General features: G+C 58.5%; 15 protein-coding genes. 8 read left to right on the plus strand and 7 right to left on the minus strand.

Annotation, left to right across the window (positions count from 1 at the left end; genetic code table 11):
* Window positions 1-21: 21 nt before the first annotated feature.
* Window positions 22-2,061, minus strand: a complete 2,040-nt coding sequence (locus B5D49_RS13160) for a ribonuclease catalytic domain-containing protein (RefSeq protein ID WP_078718177.1) — start codon at window positions 2,059-2,061, stop codon at window positions 22-24.
* A gap of 60 nt (window positions 2,062-2,121) precedes the next feature.
* Entirely contained in the window at window positions 2,122-3,396 is a 1,275-nt protein-coding gene (locus tag B5D49_RS13165; protein WP_078718178.1) for an IMP cyclohydrolase, read from the minus strand.
* A 136-nt stretch (window positions 3,397-3,532) separates the two neighbouring features.
* Here B5D49_RS13165 and B5D49_RS14780 point away from each other — a divergent pair, with 136 nt between their 5' ends.
* Window positions 3,533-3,934: a hypothetical protein gene (locus B5D49_RS14780; protein WP_144019495.1), complete on the plus strand. Its 402-nt coding sequence runs from the start codon at window positions 3,533-3,535 to the stop codon at window positions 3,932-3,934.
* Here the strand turns inward: B5D49_RS14780 and B5D49_RS13170 are convergent.
* Entirely contained in the window at window positions 3,821-5,329 is a 1,509-nt protein-coding gene (locus tag B5D49_RS13170; protein WP_078718179.1) for an MltF family protein, read from the minus strand. The genes B5D49_RS14780 and B5D49_RS13170 overlap by 114 nt on opposite strands.
* Before the next feature lie 85 nt (window positions 5,330-5,414).
* Between B5D49_RS13170 and B5D49_RS13175 the strand changes: the two genes are divergently transcribed.
* The 7 genes from B5D49_RS13175 to B5D49_RS13205 all read left to right on the plus strand — a co-directional run bounded on the left by B5D49_RS13175 (window position 5,415) and on the right by B5D49_RS13205 (window position 11,668).
* Window positions 5,415-6,695: an adenylosuccinate synthase gene (locus tag B5D49_RS13175; protein WP_078718180.1), complete on the plus strand. Its 1,281-nt coding sequence runs from the start codon at window positions 5,415-5,417 to the stop codon at window positions 6,693-6,695.
* 4 nt (window positions 6,696-6,699) lie between these two features.
* Window positions 6,700-7,569: a hypothetical protein gene (locus B5D49_RS13180; protein WP_078718181.1), complete on the plus strand. Its 870-nt coding sequence runs from the start codon at window positions 6,700-6,702 to the stop codon at window positions 7,567-7,569.
* A 249-nt stretch (window positions 7,570-7,818) separates the two neighbouring features.
* Window positions 7,819-8,850, plus strand: a complete 1,032-nt coding sequence (locus B5D49_RS13185) for a hypothetical protein (RefSeq protein ID WP_078718182.1) — start codon at window positions 7,819-7,821, stop codon at window positions 8,848-8,850.
* 111 nt (window positions 8,851-8,961) lie between these two features.
* Window positions 8,962-9,264 (plus strand): hypothetical protein, encoded by a 303-nt coding sequence (locus B5D49_RS13190; RefSeq protein WP_144019497.1) that lies wholly within the window; start codon window positions 8,962-8,964, stop codon window positions 9,262-9,264.
* Window positions 9,265-9,530: 266 nt separating this feature from the next.
* Window positions 9,531-9,878 (plus strand): DVU0772 family protein, encoded by a 348-nt coding sequence (locus B5D49_RS13195; protein WP_078718184.1) that lies wholly within the window; start codon window positions 9,531-9,533, stop codon window positions 9,876-9,878.
* A complete protein-coding gene (locus tag B5D49_RS13200; protein WP_234990754.1) occupies window positions 9,875-11,236 on the plus strand; it encodes a dihydrolipoyl dehydrogenase family protein in 1,362 nt (453 codons plus the stop codon). Before B5D49_RS13195 ends, B5D49_RS13200 begins: the two co-directional genes overlap by 4 nt.
* Window positions 11,237-11,395: 159 nt before the next feature.
* Window positions 11,396-11,668 (plus strand): hypothetical protein, encoded by a 273-nt coding sequence (locus B5D49_RS13205; RefSeq protein ID WP_078718185.1) that lies wholly within the window; start codon window positions 11,396-11,398, stop codon window positions 11,666-11,668.
* Window positions 11,669-11,826: 158 nt separating this feature from the next.
* On the opposite strand, the gene B5D49_RS13210 is transcribed toward B5D49_RS13205, so the two are convergent.
* The 4 genes from B5D49_RS13210 to fliG all read right to left on the minus strand — a co-directional run bounded on the left by B5D49_RS13210 (window position 11,827) and on the right by fliG (window position 15,765).
* On the minus strand, window positions 11,827-12,627 hold the full coding sequence (locus B5D49_RS13210) for a glycosyltransferase family 2 protein (RefSeq protein ID WP_078718186.1): 801 nt from the start codon (window positions 12,625-12,627) through the stop codon (window positions 11,827-11,829).
* A gap of 69 nt (window positions 12,628-12,696) precedes the next feature.
* Window positions 12,697-14,040 carry a FliI/YscN family ATPase gene (locus B5D49_RS13215; RefSeq protein WP_078718187.1) on the minus strand — a complete coding sequence of 448 codons (1,344 nt, stop codon included), beginning with the start codon at window positions 14,038-14,040 and terminating at the stop codon, window positions 12,697-12,699.
* Between the two features lie 2 nt (window positions 14,041-14,042).
* Entirely contained in the window at window positions 14,043-14,780 is a 738-nt protein-coding gene (locus tag B5D49_RS13220; RefSeq protein WP_078718188.1) for a FliH/SctL family protein, read from the minus strand.
* Window positions 14,767-15,765 (minus strand): flagellar motor switch protein FliG, encoded by a 999-nt coding sequence (gene fliG, locus B5D49_RS13225; RefSeq protein ID WP_078718189.1) that lies wholly within the window; start codon window positions 15,763-15,765, stop codon window positions 14,767-14,769. Before fliG ends, B5D49_RS13220 begins: the two co-directional genes overlap by 14 nt.
* Window positions 15,766-15,772: the final 7 nt, after the last annotated feature.

Raw genomic sequence — 15,772 nt, forward strand, 5'->3', positions numbered from 1 at the left:
GCTCAAGGCAGGACAGCCGTCCTATTCCTCAAGCGCCTCGGCGATTTTGATTGTATTGGTCAGCGGATCGACACGCCCGAATTTAAGCTGAAACCGTTGCCCGGGATACAATTTATCCCCCAGCAAGGCACGCGGGGCGCGAACATTCATTTGCAGTTTGGGCATGGCCAAGCTGGGATACGGTCCGTTTTCCTCCACCAACACAGCCGAATGCCGTTGTTTTCGATTCTGGGCCAGGTACAGCAGCTTCCAATAGCGCGGCCGGAACCGCTGAATCTGGGAAACCTGCCCGATTCGGGAACTTAACCCGGGAAGCAGCGCTTCTAAGCCCTCCTGACTGAACGGAGGAGTTGCGTTGTCCAGATATCCGGCCACCTGCGCGGAATTGATCAAATCCGTATAGCGGCGGATGGGCGAGGTGATGGGCGCGTAGGCGTCCACGGCCAGGGCCGCGTGCCGTTTGGGGTGCGCTTCCAGCAAGGGAGGAGCCATGTACTTGACCGCACGAAAAATATCCTCGGGAGCGGAAAAAATTCCCTGTGCCTCGGACGGCAGGGCAATATTCTGCGTCCGGTGCAGCAGGGGCACATGGTGGCGGGCTGCCCAATCGGCCAAGGCGCTGTTGGCAAGAATCATGAATTCACTCACCGTGAGCGAGGATTTCAACGTGGGCTGCTTCACCTCCACTTCCACCCGGACATCCACCCCGTCGCCCGAAAGCGTCACCTCCGGATCGGGCCGCTTGATGATCGAAGCCCCGGCTTTGAGTCGCTGTTTGAACAACAGCTTGGCCAATTCCAGCGCTGTTTCAAGCATGGGATCCGCATGGTTGTCCAACGCTTCTTCCGCCACTTCATACGGCGTATTCGCGGCCACCCGGACCCACTCCAGGCTCGGCGTGACCGAAAGCAAGGCTCCGCCCGGACCGAAGAGAAATTCGGTCACCAATGCGGGTCGGGTTTGCCCGGCCATGAGGCTGAAGGCGTCCAGGCCCAAACAATGGGGTAGCATGTGTCCGGTGCCTTCCGGCAGATACAGACTGGTTGCCCGCTGAGCCACGGCCCGATCCAAAGCCGAACCAAACCGCCATCCCAAGGGACGGGCCAAGGCCAGGCTCAGGCGATAGCCTTCTCCCTGCCGCTCCACAAAAAAGGCGTCATCAATGTCCCGCGTGGTGGCTGAATCTATACTTACAAAGGGCGTATCCAAAGGTGTGGCTGCATGCACGGCAACGGTTTCCCGCAGCTCGCGCACCTCGTCCGCCAAGGCCGCACTCCAGGAATCATCCATGGTGTATCCGGCCTCATCCAGCAGATGATTATGGTGCGGTTCCACAATCCCCCAGGCACGGGCCAGCACCAAAGCCTGATGCGGATGTTCGGGCAAGCCCTTGCGCAGTCCGGCCCACAATTTATCGGCCTTTTCGTCTGCGGTGCCGGAAATCTGATCCAACAGCAGCGCCCGCAATCCTTCGGCCACTTCCTCGGGCAACTCTAATCCGGAAGGCTCGCGCTGCGCCGTCCAGAGCGACTTGAACAGCTCCTGGCCCACTGCGGTAATCCGGTCGCGAACACGTTCCTCGGCTTCTTGCCGAAGCCGCTGGTCCACCTTGTCCGCCGGATGGATTTCAAACATGGGTGGACGAAATTTGAAATGCGTTTTTGCCGCCAGCAGAGCACGGCCCAACGCCGCCATTTCGTCCGGGCTGGGATCGTCAAACACCAGATCCGCGAACCATTTCAGCGGGGCTTCTTCCAGTTCTCCCTGGGCAAGCTCCCAGACTTCCATGACGTCCAGACCCGCCTGAATGCTTCCACGACGCTGGTGGTGCTTCTCAAGCTGCTCCAGAATTTCCTGTCGACTGGCATCCGGATTGTTCTGCGGCCCAATCCAGGGGAGCAGGCGGGCGCATGCCAGCTTGACTTCCCGCTTGTTCACGGTGAGCGCGCGTAGTTTCCCCGAGTTTTCTTCCTGCACCCAAGCCAGTTGCGGCTGATTGCCCTGCATGAATTCCACAACGCAGCCGGGGCCGGGAAAGGTTTCGGGACGAAGTTTGACCATGGTCGAATCCGAATGTTGCGGTTGGAAAAACCGGGGAGCAAGAAACTCCCCGGCGTATTGTTAATGCTTGAAGGAGCGCTGGCCCGTGAAGACCATGGCCACTTGGGGGGTAGCTTCGTTCACGGCCTGAATGATCTCATGATCGCGGATGGAGCCGCCGGGCTGGGCAATGGCGGAGACGCCCTGCTCGATGCACAGATCCACGCCGTCGCGGAAGGGGAAGAACCCATCGGAAACCGCTACGGATCCCTGAATTCCACCTTTGGCCTCGGCAGTACGCCGCTGGATGTCGGCCAACGCATCCGCCATGGCGTCATCCTCGCGAGCGGCGAGCTGCACCTCGAAAAGGCTCTTGCCCAGTTCGTCAAAAGCCAGCAGGTCCGCATACTTGGTGTACGCCTTGCTTACGGCAAGCTGGACGCACCCCACACGATCCTGTTCACCGGTGCCGATGGCAACGGTGGCGCCGTCCTTGACGAAAAGAACAGAGTTGGATGTCACTCCCGATTCCACGGCCCAGGCAAAAAGCAAATCTTCGGCCTCGGCTTTTTCCGGTCCACGGGCAATGAAACTCGCGCCGTCCTTTTCCGCCTTGGCCGGGAGGAAGTCCTCCACCGTGCGGATGCGGTTGCGGAAGGAAAATTGAACGATGACGCCGCCATCCACCAGGCTCTTCACATCCAGGAACGGCTCGGCTCCCAGCATGGATAAATCGTTGATGCCCGGCAATTTGATGATGCGCAGGTTCTTCCGTTTCTTCAACTCGTCCAGCGCGTCCGGCGCAAAGTCCGGCGCGGCAACCACTTCGAAATAAGCGGAATTGATGACCTGGGCGCAGTCCATATCCACAGGGCGGTTCAGCACAATGGCACCGCCAAAGGCGGCGATGCGGTCCGCGTCAAAGGCCCGGCGCAATGCCGTGGCAATACCGTCGTCGCTCCAGGCCGCGCCGCAGGGGTTGTTGTGCTTGAGAATCACGGCCGCAGGCTTGGCCTCCAGGTATTGGAGGATATTCAACCCGTTATCCACGTCCGTAAGATTGATCTTGCCGGGATGCTTTCCCGCCTGGAGCATATGCTCCTCGCTGATAGCGGAGACCAGCCCCTTCCCCGGTCCGCGCAGGGCAACACCGTCCGCGTCCAGTTCGCCGGACACCGGTTCGTACAGGGCCGCAGGCTGATCTGGATTTTCTCCGTACCGCAGTCCCTTGGTCTCTCCGTCGATCTCCCAGGTCCGCTTGCGGAAGACCAACTCCTTGTCACCCAGGCGCAAGGTCATTTCCCGGGGAAAAGGATCCTGTTGCAGGGTTTTATACATGTCCTTGAGATTACTCATGGCTTTTTGCTCCTCGCTCTCTTTCGTGAAGAGGGGTTCATAGCACATGCCCGGCAGGGGGGCAATCGGCCGTTGCCTGGACCGGCTGAATGGAATATGGGATACTGCCGTACATCAGGAACACGAGGTGATAAACATGTCCTTGGAAAATGCTGTATTAAAGATAGCCCGCCAGATCAGAGCGTATGATGAGGCCTCACTCATGAGCCTGTGGGAACAACTCGCGGAACGCGTAGCCCATTTCGAGCCGACAGCACGCTGGGAGGACGCGGTGGTGGCGCTTTCCATTGTGCAGGGTGTGCGCATGAAGAATCAACTTTTCAACCATCATATGTCCCATACGGCGAAGGCACCGGCCGGCCCGGGCATGCGGATTGCGGACCTGACCATTCCCGAGGGGATGGAACGCACCGGTTTTGAGGAATTATCCGGTGAGGCCGGGCAGCTCAATCTCGATGCCGGGGAATCGGAGTCCGACGGATCCGACGTCGGGTCGAAGCGGGGCAAGCTGCTGGAGTTCAAACCCAGGCAAAAATGACAACCCCTTGAGTACATAATAATAGAACCTGATTCGATCCACATATTCCACGCCTTCCCATCCACGGCTATAGCCGAATATGGTTCGCCGGTGCCATTCCTCCTCAGCCAGAAGCGGCAGCACTCCTTTCAGCTCCCGCCAGGAACGGGGATTTTTCCCCATCCGCTTGGCCAGGAACATGGCGTCGAAAATGTGTCCGATGCCCTGATTATAGGCGGCCAGGGCGTACGCCCAACGGTCCCAGGTTGTTAGCTCCAGGTGTTCCAGCTCATCCCAGAGCAACCGAAGATATTTGGTCCCGTAGTAAATGCTCTGGGCGGGATCGGTGCGGTCCGAGGCACCCAGGGCGTTGGCGGTCTGTTGCGTCAATTGCATCAACCCCCTTACGCCGGTATAGCTGACCGCGTCCGGGTTGAAGGCGGATTCCTGAAAAATGACCGCCACCACGAGCAACGGGTCCAGGTCATACTGTTTTGCAGCGTCGAGGATGAAACGCCGGTAGAGCGGCAGCTTGGTCCGCACGGTATTGCGCAAGAGCCAAAGCTGACCATAGGCGCCTTCTTCGGGGAAAAAGCCGTAGTAGCGTTCCTGCAGTTCAGCCAGATGGTCGCTGCGTTGGATACGCTGAAAAAAAGCGGTAAGCCGGTCTGTCAACTTGGGTACGTCCGTTCGCCAGTACCAGCGGTAATCAACGGACCCGTCCAAATGGAATGCAGGCCTGACCCGGTGATGAAAAGGACGTAGCGGAAGAAACGAACCGTTTTCCACCAGGGCCATGGTATGTCCGCCGTCCGCCGCAACCCGGCGTAACGCGGTCTGCACATCGGCCCCCACAAGGCGGCTGGCCACCGGCGCGCAATCCTCGCCTTTGGTGGTCCGGCCCAACACGCTGGAGAGATGCGGAATATCCTGGCGGATCACATTGCCGCCGCACAAGGAAGCCGGATCGTGCCGACTCGGACGGCGGGAGGCACTGAGAAGCACGGGCAAGTGGGTTTCGTACGCCGGACCGGACATGACCGAAAGCTCCGGCGGGACGCGTTCCGGCGCAAATCCCGTGCTAAGGAACACATGCACCTCGCCGCGTGCCAGCATGTCCCAGCCCTGTTTGAGGGTTTGTGTACGAACCCATTGGAGGCGGTATCCGTAGCGCTCACAAAACTCTTCCACGAGTTCGCGTTCCAGTCCGGGACCATACGGAGAAATCGTGGAAAAAACCCGTTCCTGGTCCGGAGCGGCCACTCTGAGCACGGAAATAGGCCGGGGGTGCGTGGCAAAAAAAAGCCAGATCGCCCCGGAGAACAACAATAGGAACAGCGCAGCGGCCGCAGCTCCGGAAAGGCCGGGGCGGAAATTCGCCTGTGCGGGGGATTTTGCGCCGGTCTCGGTTGACATGCGTGGATTCCTTATTTTAGGCAATAAGGCCGTTTGTCCGCAATTCCGGCGGAGCGGCGTTTACGTTTTTCTCAAGGAGACAGCAATGGCCAACGTCGTGGTATTCGGCTCCCAGTGGGGGGACGAAGGAAAGGGAAAGATCGTGGATATGCTGGCGGAGAAATCCGCTGCCATCGTCCGTTTTCAAGGCGGCAACAACGCCGGACACACACTGGTGGTCGGCGGTGAAAAGTGTATCCTGCACCTCATTCCCTCCGGCATCTTGCATCAGGGCAAAGCCTGCCTCATTGGTAACGGCGTTGTGCTTGATCCGGAAGTATTTCTGAAAGAAGTGGACGTGCTCGGCAAAAAAGGCGTCGATGCCTCGCCCGAGCGGTTGATGGTCAGCAAAAAGACCCATCTCATCATGCCGTACCATCGGCTCATGGACAGTTGCCGCGAATCCGCCCTGGACGACAAGGGCAAAATCGGCACCACAGGCCGAGGCATCGGTCCCTGCTACGAAGACAAGATGCATCGTTGCGGCATCCGCGCCGGAGACTTGGCCGATCCCGAGCTTCTGCGTGCGAAAATCGAACGTGCCTTGTGCGAAAAGAATATTTTGTTCAAGCATTTGTACGGGGTTGATCCCCTGGACCCGGATGCGGTCTTCCAGGACGTTCTTCCGCTGGCTCAGCGCATGACGCCCTATCTCGGGGATGTTTCCGGCGCGATCCAAGAGGCCGAGGCCCAGGGCTTTGTCTTGTTTGAGGGTGCGCAAGGCACCCACCTGGACATTGATCACGGGACGTATCCCTTTGTAACCTCTTCCAATACGGTTACAGGGAACGCCGCCTCAGGATCGGGATGCGGACCGAAAAAATTAGATCGGATCATCGCTATTGTCAAGGCCTACACCACTCGCGTGGGCGGTGGACCTTTCCCAACGGAACTCACTGATTCCGTTGGAGAACGCTTACAAGACATGGGCGGGGAGTTTGGTGCCACCACTGGCAGGCGGCGGCGGTGCGGCTGGCTGGACATGGTCGTCTTGCGCGAATCCGTCCGGCTCAACACCCCCACGGAACTGGCCATCACCAAACTTGATGTGCTTTCCGGCTTAAAGGAAATATGCATCTGCACCGCCTACCAATACCGTGGGGAAACGTTGCAATATCCTCCACAGGAACAAAATGGCATGGCCCATGTGACCCCGGTATACGAGTCCATGCCCGGCTGGGACGAGGACATCTCCGGCGTGACACGCTGGGCCGACCTGCCTGAAACGGCCAAAGCCTATCTTACGCGGTTGGAAGAACTTTCCGGCGTTCCCGTGGGCATTGTGTCCGTGGGACCGGATCGGGCACAGACGTTTACCCGCGGCTAATCCCATGAGCGCCGGTGCGGAATACCTCGCTCTGGTGCGCCGTCAGGAGCGCGTGGCCAATTTGCTGCGTACGCTCGCCTTTGATTCGCCGTCGGGACCGCCCCAAAGCCTTGTGCTGGAAGGTGGTTCCGACGACGAGCGGCGGGCATTGGCCTTGCACTATGCCGCCCTGCTCAACTGCGCCCATTCTGATCCCGCACAGCGGCCTTGCTGGGATTGTTCCCCCTGCCGTCAGATTCAGTCACAGGTCTTCAACGACCTGCTCTTTGTGGACCAGACCTACTATGAGGATGGCAAGCGCCAGCTCTCCGTGGCCGCTGTGCGCGCCATGCGCCACCTCTGGGGTGAACCGCCTCGGGGTGAAGGATACCGCGTCACGGTATTCCCGGATGTTCGCGATCTGAGCGCCGACGTCTCCAACTCCCTGCTCAAATCCCTGGAAGAGCCTCGCCCTGGGAACGTGTTCGTGCTCCTCGCACCCCAGCGGGAACGCCTGCTCGAGACCCTGGTTTCCCGAAGCTGGGTTCTGACGCTGGCCTGGCCGGAGGCCGCGCCGCCGGACGAAAAAGCTCTTGAATGGGCGCAGGCCATGCTCTCTTTCCAACGCTCGGGAAAAGGCTGGTATGCCCGAACCATGGGCAAGCCCGACGTGGAACTTGCCGACAACATTCTCTTGGTTCTCCAGGCTGCGCTTGTGGGAGCCATGAGTCAAAAAACGGACATTCCTCTGGCACGGGAGCTTGCCGCCCTCCCTTCGCGTCAGCTCCGCCGTTTCGACCTGGCACTGGACAAGGCGCGTCAGGCCTTGGCCGCCCGTCCCAGCCCGGTGAACCCGGCACTGGTTCTCGACTGGCTCGCCACCCGAATGATCTGATTGCTTGTTCATGCCTTCCGCCCTGGGTTGCTCTATTCTCTCAACAACCCTTCGCGTGCTCCTCGCCATCAGCACCTACGTGGCGATCTCCCGTCATCCTGCCGCGTTTCAGGCCACATGCCGTTCACACCCCGTTCCTCGGAAACTTCCCAAGTTGAGGCAACCTTCCCAGTCGGAATTCGGGACAATTCCCTATATACCGAGCTGTTGAAAAAGTGTATCCGCTATTTTTCAAAATGAGGGGGTTGCATGATTTCTCTGGGAAATATTACAGGACTTTCATGGACTGATATCGGGCCTTTTCAGATTCGCATTATTGCTCTTGTAATGGCTGCATATCAGTTCCTGGCACTTCTTTCCGGATCGGAGGGGGTGGTTTTCAGTGTGGCAATGCGTGTCTATACCGCATTTTTCATTGTTTTTGGTTTGATTTACACTCTCCTTGCAGGGTTTCTTGGCGCTTATTTCCATCTTCAGGGTGCGGGTTGGATCATTGCGGGGGTGTTGGTCCTTCTCTGCACGCATTTTGCGGCAGAACATGCAGTACGGAAATACTGGGAAGACTGGGCTGCCATGATCATGGCGCTGGTCTTTACCCTGACGGCATTCCCAGTGCTTATCTGGGGCTATTTCTGGGGGTACGACCCTTCAGGATTCATTGACTACTATACCGGGCCAAGCGCCCTCTTTGCCTGGAGCGTCACCGTCAGCGGCATTGCTTTGGGCTTTGTGGTTCTTAAATCCATCAAATGGATTTACCCGTACTTTGCATTGATCTACCGCAGCCTGGCTTTTGGCATCGCGTGTGCCGTTATGGTCCATCCCCAACTGCTGGGACGAGTCTGGCAGACCTCCTGGAATGCCCAAGGCAGTCTGGAACAACGCGGCTATCAGGTCTGGGATACCATTGTGCATTCCGGCACCGAATACGGCACGTCGGTCCTCTCCTTCTTTGCCGTGGGCTTGGCCCTGGCCCTCTATGCCGCCTGGGTAAACCGCTTTCGCAAAGGTGCCTTTATCTTTTTCCAGTCGTTGGAGACCGCCAAGGAAGGCTTCTTGACCGTCAGCATCTTCCACTACATTGGGTGGGGCATTGCAGGGGCATTTTCCACCCTGGGGCGCATGTTGATTGTTCGTCGTCTGCCGCTTGCGGAGCGTCCGTTGTTCCGTCGCATTTTGTTGGAGGGCAACTGCGGACCAAAGGCATTGACTTATCTCCAAGGTGACGACAGCGCCACAGCTGGGGAACCTGCCAAAACCGTTGGGCAACATGCTGTGTAGCAACTTGGATTTGGGGCAGTATTACCGGCTTACGGGCCGCTGAGGGAAAACAGGGCCGCCGCTCTCACGTAGGCGAGGTTCGCAAACAATGGATGCAGGAGTCGACAACACATGTCACAATCTCAAAAGATGATGCCGGGTGCGCTGAAATACCTTTTACTTCTGGTGCTCGGCAGTGGATTGACCGTTCTTCCGGTCATCGGCGTGCTCTATGCAGGCTGGTTCATTTTCAAAGGACGTGCCCTTGTAAACAGCATGCGCGAAGAACAGGCCCAGGACCAGGGACGGCAATACCGCCCCTTCCCGCAGTGGATCTACACCCTGTTTTTGATCATGAACTGGGTCATCCTGCTTGCGGCGTTGTTCAATTCCCTGGTTTGGGTTGTTGTTGCCATGGAGTTGAGCACGCTGTAGCCGTCGCTGCCGCCGCCAAAGCCGCACAGACCTCTGTGCGGCTTTTTTTTGATCGGACCCAATTCCCCTTCAGTGACATCGTCGCGTATACGTCGCCATTTTGCTTTGCACGCCTCTCGCCAAATCCTCGGAAGCCGCCCCGCCATCGTGGATAATCAACGCCACCATTGCTTCTTCCCCCGCCTTTTTCCACATTATCTTGCAAGAGGAGAGGATCATCCGTATGTTGCAAAGAATGGAAAACCTTCGAACACAAGGGGAATCCCATGAGTGAAAACGCCTGCAAACAATGGCTCAACGAAGTCAACTGGGACATGATCCATGAAGACGCCGTGACCATGTACCTCGAATGGGGCAACAACAACTGGAAGGATGCGCTCCGGCCTCCGGTGGCGGACTCGGACGGCTATTCCATCTATTTTGTCGTGGATACCTGGAACGCGCCCAAGGTGGTGCTCATGCGCATGGACAAATACGGCTCCACCACGCTCTGCGAAAAGCAACTCCCGGAGCCGTTGGCCTCGGAGTACTTGCAGTCCATCGGCGGACTCAAAGGCATCCATGAGCTGTCACCGGAAATCCGCTCCTGGCTGGAACAGGAGTTGGACGAATGACGCGGGAACCTGATTTGCAACGCTACGATGCCATCATCATCGGTGCGGGACCGGCCGGGGGTGAAGTTGCCTCCCGGCTGGCCCGGGCCGGAAAATCCGTAGCCATTGTGGAGTCCCGTGGGTATGGCGGCGTTTGTCCGCTGCGCGGCTGCAACCCCAAAAAACTCTTGCTCTCAGGCGCGGAAACAGTGGCCAGCGCCCAGAACATGCACACTCGCGGGGTGACGGGCGAACTGCACGTGGATTGGAACGAGCTGCAAATCTTCAAAAACTTCTTTGTGGATCCCATCCCCGAAGCAGCGGAAAACCACTACCGCGAACAGGGAGCCACCACGCTGCACGGATTGGCGCGCTTCACCGGACCGAATACCGTAGCCGTCCAAAGCGAGGAAGGAGCGCTACAACTCCAGGGTGAACACATCCTTGTCACTCCTGGCATGACCCCGCGTCAGCTTGACATCCCCGGTTCGCAGCATCTGCACATCAGCGACGATTTCCTGGAACTGGAACGTCTGCCGCAGCGACTTGTATTCATCGGCGGAGGTTTCGTGGCCTTTGAGTTCGCCCACATTGCGGCCCGGGCCGGTGCACAGGTCACCATACTCTGCCGAAGCACGCCCCTGAAGCGTTTCGATCCCATCCTGGTGGACGACCTGGTCCAGGCGACACGGCACGCCGGTGTCGATGTCCGCCTGAACGCCCCCACCCATGAGGTCAAAGAAATCAAAGACGGGTTCCGCGTCCTCTTCGGCAAGGGCCAAAGCGTGGACACGGACGCGGTATTCAATGTGGCCGGGCGCGTCCCCGACCTTGCTCCGCTGCAACTGGATGCGGCCAACGTGGCCCACGGTCCCGGCGGCGTGAGTGTGAACCAGTTCATGCAATCCGTCTCCAATCCCAAAGTCTATTGCACCGGCGACGCCGCGGACACGCCCTTCGCCCTGACCCCCACGGCCACCATCGAATCTGCCGCTGCCGCTGAAAACATCCTGCACGGCAACCATTCCCAGGTGGACCACAATGGCATTCCATACGTCTGCTTCACCATCCCTCCGCTGGCAGCCTGCGGGGAATCCGAAAGTCAATTGCAGGCCCGCGGCGCGGAGTACAAGGTCATGCATCGCGACCTTTCCCAAGTCTTTGCCTGGAAGCGCCTTGGCGAGGGACACGGCCGCAGCCGGGTCTTTGTGGACGAAAAACACGACCGGGTGCTCGGTGCGCACATCTTCGGGCATAATGCCGAGGAAATGATCAACCTCTTTGGACTGATCATCCGCAACGACATCCCGCTTTCACAGGTCCGATCCACGGTGTGGGCCTACCCCACCTGCGGCTACGAATTAAAATACATGGTCTGACCATCGGGCCACGGAAGCGACACCACTTCCGTGGTCCCCCCCTTTTTTCCACCATTCGCCAAACCTCCATGAAAAGGTAACCTGGTCGGCACACATCTGCTGTATTGCTTTGGCTCCACTCACCAGACGAGCCGGCATCGCCCGGCATGGAGGGAATCCATGGCCGCTGCAACGCAGACCACCGCTTCTCGGAATTGTTCTCTACGCTCCCGCAACGGCACCGCGTTTTCCAACGGGGAAACAATCCGCCCCCGCCCTGCAAAACAGGGAACCCGAAGCCCTTGGTTCGGCATGCGTCCCTGGTTTTATGGTACGCTGCTCATCCTTTCCGCGCTGCTGTTCCTTTTTACGCCGAACGGCAATGCCAAATCCATCCATGGAACAACCGCGCGACACTCCACAGAAAACGACCTTAGGGGCTTATTGAATTAATTCTTTTTTAATTCCTTTCGGCGGGGGCCAACCTTTGTAAGGTAAGGTTATGCCCCCGTCCCCTCCTTTTCCCCCAAAAAAAAAGGAACGACCAAAGCCGTTCCCTCCATCCGGCGGCTCCCACTGCAACCGACCGCCAGCTCCAATTCCTGCCGGGGTTACGGCTCCCAATGGCCATCTTCCTCCACGCGGATATATTTTTGAAACGCATAATAGGCGCCTGCACAGGCATTGATGAATCCGGCCCGGCCATCCAACAATCCCAGCTTCAACAGATAGAGCTTGAAAAACCGAACCTTGGCATGGGCAATGGCCCGCACCAGACCGCCCTTGCGTCCCTTGGCGCGCAACGCGTCCGCCCCCTGTTGGGCATACGAATTCATCTTGTCCATGTGCTCGGCAAAATTCCGGTACGGGTAGTGAACAATATCCCCAAGCAACCTTTTGGTCTCGCCTTTCGGAGAAAAACGGTAGTGCGCGCCGGACGCGCTCACGTCCATGCGATGGGTGCGAAAGACCCGCAGCAGTCGGTCCGGATACCATCCTGAATGCTTCATGAAACGATTGAAATAGAAGGAACGACGGTTCACCCAATACCCGGCCAGGGATTCCGGCGGCGTACCGTGGAGAAGAGCATCCTGGATATCCCGACGCAGTGTGTCGTCCAGGTATTCATCCTGGTCCAAACTCACCACCCATTCGGTTTGGACATTGTCCAGGGCATGGCGAAACTGATCCACAGGACCGGGCCAGGCCCGCTTGATGATCCGCGCCCCATGCTGCTCCGCAATTTCCACGGTGCGATCCGATGACAGGGAATCCACCACAAGCAGCTCGTCGCAAAACGCCAGGGAACGCAGACAACGGTCCAACAATCGTTCGCCGTTGTAGGTCAGGACCAATCCTGTAATACCGCCGGAAGCAGAGGGCCGACGACCCGATGTATCTGAAGAATGCATGGCGGCAACATACGCGAAAACGAGGAGGGAAGGAACCTGCGAAAGCCGGTGTTTCTTGATGGAAAACGACTACTGTTTGGGCTTGGCGGACGGTCCCTGGCCCTGAGCCAGTTCCACCAGCTTGATAAAACTGGTTTCCAACGGCTCTTTCTCCTCCACGAGCTGACGGAGGTATTGGTTGATGGGACCGCGCATGGCAATGGCCTTGTCGATTTCCGGATTCGAGCCTTTTTGGTACGCGCCGATGTTGACCATATCCTCCACACGTTGATAGGCGGCCATATGTCCCAGAACGGTTCTTCCGGCACTTAAGGCTTCCTTGGGCGTAATGTCCGAGCGGAGACGACTGATGCTCTTGAGCACGTCGATGGCCGGGAAATGTCCCTGATCCGCCAGAGCGCGGGTGAGTACGATATGTCCGTCCAGAATGGAACGCGTGGCATCGGCAATAGGTTCCGTGAAATCATCCCCATCCACGAGCACGGTATAGATACCGGTAATGGATCCTTTGGCGCTTTTCCCGGCCCGTTCCAAAAGTTGCGGCAACTGGGCAAAAACCGACGGCGTGTATCCGCCACGTGTCGGAGGTTCCCCGGCCGCCAGCCCCACTTCACGCCCGGCCATGCAGAAACGGGTCACGGAATCCATCATCAGCAAAACGTCTTTGCCCTGGTCACGGAACCACTCGGCAATGGCCGTGGCCGCGTGCGCCGCACGCATGCGGATGAGCGGACTCTTGTCCGACGTGGCCACCACCAGAACACTGCGCGCCATGCCTTCCGGACCAAGATCGCGCTCCATGAATTCCACCACCTCGCGGCCACGCTCTCCCACCAGACCGATGACATTCACGTCGGCTTTCGTGGTCCGGGCGATCATGCCCATGAGCGTGGATTTCCCCACGCCCGAACCGGCCATGATGCCCACGCGCTGCCCCTTGCCCAGGGTCAACAAGCCGTTGATGCTTCGCACGCCCACATCCAGCGGCTCCACAATGCGTGGACGCTCCAAGGGGTTGGGTGGCTCGTTGTGCAGCGGCACCTGCGTTTCCGGCGCAAAGGCGCCCTTGCCGTCCAGCGGCTCGCCAAAGGCATCGACGGCACGACCAAGCATGGCCTGCGCCACCGGCACCACGGGCGGAGTGGAAGAATTACGAATCAGACTCCCCGGCTGAATACCGCGCATGTCCCCATAGGGCATGAACAGGCAGGCTCCGTCACGGAACCCCACAACCTCGGCGGCAACACACTGGTCTGATTGCGCATCGGGCAGCAAATGGCAAACCGATCCGAGCGGAGCGCGTATGCCCTGGCCCTCGGCAATAAGCCCCACCACTTTGGTGACCTTGCCGTACGACCGGCACGGTTCCATTTCGCGGATAAGGCGCGCCGCGTCCGCCGGAAACAGTCCCATGCTCAGGACTCCTCGCCGGGCAATGGCAACGCGAGCTGATCCAGAATGATTTGCACGCCCCGCCACCGGCCATCCACATCGTTTTCGACCTTAGCATTTTCCGCTTCCACCACCACCCCGGCCTCCATGGACGAATCCGGCTTGACCATCCATTTGACCAAGTTGGGATTGGTGTGTCGGGCCTGCTGGAGCAATTCCTCCAGGAGGTCCGCGTCCTCAGGCGCACAACGCAGGGTCAAAAATCTGTCACTCTCCAGACGCTCCAGCGCCTGCTGAAGCAGCATCTCCAATGCCTCGGCCCGACGCTGGGCCATTTCAATCCCCAGGGTGGTCTTGATCGCAGACTGAATCAGGTCAAGGAAGTCCGCTTTGCGCGCTTCCCACACCACATCCGCCTGGGAACCAATGCTCTCCAACACCTGTCCAAGCCCTGTGGCCGTATTTTCGAGCTGCTCCTGCAACATTTGCTCGCCCTGGCTCAACCCCTGCTCCAAGCCTTCCTGGCGGGCCTGTTCCCGGAGTGCCTCAGCCTCCTGCATGGCTTTCGTAATAATGTCCTTGGCCATGCTCTGGGCTTTGGCCCGAACGCGGGTCACGAACTCCTGGTCCATGGCCTCGTCCCACGAAAGCCGCTTCTTGCCCTCCAACTCCTGGATGGACATGCGGTCCGGTCCGGGAGTATCCACTCCCAGAAAAACGCGTCCGGGTTGTTGCGCATTCTGCCGATCAGATAAAGACATCGCCCCCACCTCTGCTGATGGCAATCTTGCCCTCGTCCTCCAGGCGGCGGACGGTCTTGACGATATTTTGTTGCGCGGTCTCCACTTCCGAAAGCTTGACCGGACCCATGATTTCCAAATCTTCCTTGATCATGGCCCCCGCACGTTCCGAAAGGTTGGAAAGGAACTTGTCCTTGAGATCGTCGCTGGCTCCCTTGAGCGCCAGGGTAAGGTCTTCGTTGGACACTTCCTTGAGCAATTCGCGGATGGAACGGTCGTCGATGGCCTTGATGTCCTCGAACACAAACATGAGGTTGCGGATTTCGTCGGCCATTTGCGAGGATTCCTCCTCGATTTCCGCCAGCACTTCTTCCTCGGTTTCGCGATTGACCGCGTTGAGGATTTCGGCCACGGATCCGACGCCGCCGACCTTTTTGCCTTCCTTGCCGCCAATGGCGATAAGCTGGCTTTGCAAAACCTTGTCCACTTCCATGAGCATCTCCTCGGCCACGGCTTCCAGCTTGGCAAGACGCATGAGCACCTCGGCGCGCACGCCGGAAGGCAGGCTTTGGATCAATTCCGCGGCCTGTTCCGGATGCAGATGGCCCATGATCAACGCCAGGGTCTGCGGATGTTCATTTCGCAAAATCTGCGCCAGGATCTTGGGACTCACGTTTTCCAATTCCTGGAACGGAGTCGGTCCGGTGGCGATATCCAGGCTGTCGAGGATGTACTTCGCGGTTTCGCTGTCCAGGGTCTTGGTCAGCAATCGCTTGACCTGCTCCGAGCCGCCCATGAGCATTTCCGCTCCGTAGGCCAACTGCTCGTTGAATTCCTTAAGAACGTCAAGCACGTCCTCTTTGGGGATGGAATCCGTTTCGAGCATGGCCTTGGAGACCGCCGCGATTTCAGCGCGTTCCATGCGCTTAAACGCTTCGGACGTAAACTTCTCCCCCAGGGCGAGAAGCACGATGGCGGTCTTTTGCTGCCCGGTGTATTCGGCCATTTATCTA

It is taken from the genome of Paucidesulfovibrio gracilis DSM 16080 (genome assembly GCF_900167125.1).
Lineage (GTDB): Bacteria > Desulfobacterota > Desulfovibrionia > Desulfovibrionales > Desulfovibrionaceae > Paucidesulfovibrio > Paucidesulfovibrio gracilis.

Coding starts and splice junctions, on each gene's coding strand:
- B5D49_RS13160 (WP_078718177.1), bottom strand. CDS start 2,061: ATGGTCAAACTTCGTCCCGAAACCTTTCCCGGCCCCGGCTGCGTTGTG.
- B5D49_RS13165 (WP_078718178.1), bottom strand. CDS start 3,396: ATGAGTAATCTCAAGGACATGTATAAAACCCTGCAACAGGATCCTTTT.
- B5D49_RS14780 (WP_144019495.1), top strand. CDS start 3,533: ATGTCCTTGGAAAATGCTGTATTAAAGATAGCCCGCCAGATCAGAGCG.
- B5D49_RS13170 (WP_078718179.1), bottom strand. CDS start 5,329: ATGTCAACCGAGACCGGCGCAAAATCCCCCGCACAGGCGAATTTCCGC.
- B5D49_RS13175 (WP_078718180.1), top strand. CDS start 5,415: ATGGCCAACGTCGTGGTATTCGGCTCCCAGTGGGGGGACGAAGGAAAG.
- B5D49_RS13180 (WP_078718181.1), top strand. CDS start 6,700: ATGAGCGCCGGTGCGGAATACCTCGCTCTGGTGCGCCGTCAGGAGCGC.
- B5D49_RS13185 (WP_078718182.1), top strand. CDS start 7,819: ATGATTTCTCTGGGAAATATTACAGGACTTTCATGGACTGATATCGGG.
- B5D49_RS13190 (WP_144019497.1), top strand. CDS start 8,962: ATGTCACAATCTCAAAAGATGATGCCGGGTGCGCTGAAATACCTTTTA.
- B5D49_RS13195 (WP_078718184.1), top strand. CDS start 9,531: ATGAGTGAAAACGCCTGCAAACAATGGCTCAACGAAGTCAACTGGGAC.
- B5D49_RS13200 (WP_234990754.1), top strand. CDS start 9,875: ATGACGCGGGAACCTGATTTGCAACGCTACGATGCCATCATCATCGGT.
- B5D49_RS13205 (WP_078718185.1), top strand. CDS start 11,396: ATGGCCGCTGCAACGCAGACCACCGCTTCTCGGAATTGTTCTCTACGC.
- B5D49_RS13210 (WP_078718186.1), bottom strand. CDS start 12,627: ATGCATTCTTCAGATACATCGGGTCGTCGGCCCTCTGCTTCCGGCGGT.
- B5D49_RS13215 (WP_078718187.1), bottom strand. CDS start 14,040: ATGGGACTGTTTCCGGCGGACGCGGCGCGCCTTATCCGCGAAATGGAA.
- B5D49_RS13220 (WP_078718188.1), bottom strand. CDS start 14,780: ATGTCTTTATCTGATCGGCAGAATGCGCAACAACCCGGACGCGTTTTT.
- fliG (WP_078718189.1), bottom strand. CDS start 15,765: ATGGCCGAATACACCGGGCAGCAAAAGACCGCCATCGTGCTTCTCGCC.